This window comes from Micromonospora aridisoli (genome assembly GCF_056150025.1).
Genome location: NZ_JAXCFK010000121.1, coordinates 1 through 570 on the forward strand (window position 1 = coordinate 1; position 570 = coordinate 570).

The following is a 570-nucleotide window of genomic DNA, read 5'->3' on the forward strand; positions in this document are numbered from 1 at the left end:
CGAAGCGCTCGTCCTGCAGGCGCTGCACGGACAGCACCTGACCGTCCGCCGAGGCGACCACCGCCGACGGGTCCTCCGGCACGTCCCGCTCCGGGTCGCGGAAGAACGCGGCCACCGGCGCGGCGGCCAGCGCCGGCAGCAGCCAGAGCTTCGACTTCGGCCGCGCGGCCCGGGCCAGGGCGGCCAGGCCGAGCGTGATGCCCGCCGCGGCCACGCCGTTGGAGTCGATGTGCATGCCCCGGGTCAGCGGCACGCTCGACGGCCGGTACGCCGGGGACAGCGAGGCCGCGAGCGCCACCGGCGCCGGGGTGAACCGCAGGTGGTGCACGCGTACCGGCGGGGTGTTGCGCAGCACCAGGTCGCTGCGTACGCCGTGCAGCACGCCCTGCCGGTCCAGTTCGCCGTCGGCGCCCCCGGTGCGGAACAGCGGCGCGGCGACGCTCAGCACCGCGCCCTCGGCGAGGTATTTCGCCAGCCCGTCGATCGCGACGCGCGCCTCGTCCGCGGTGCCGGTGAACGGCTCGGCGACGACCACCACCGCGGCGGCGTCCGCCTCGGCGAGGGTGTCGA

Annotated in this window: 1 protein-coding gene; it reads right to left on the reverse strand. The window is 76.8% G+C overall.

The window, feature by feature from the left end; translation table 11 throughout:
• Positions 1 to 570, reverse strand: a 570-nt coding sequence (locus SM447_RS29670) for a phosphatidylserine decarboxylase (RefSeq protein ID WP_474576168.1), incomplete at both ends; no start/stop codon positions are given.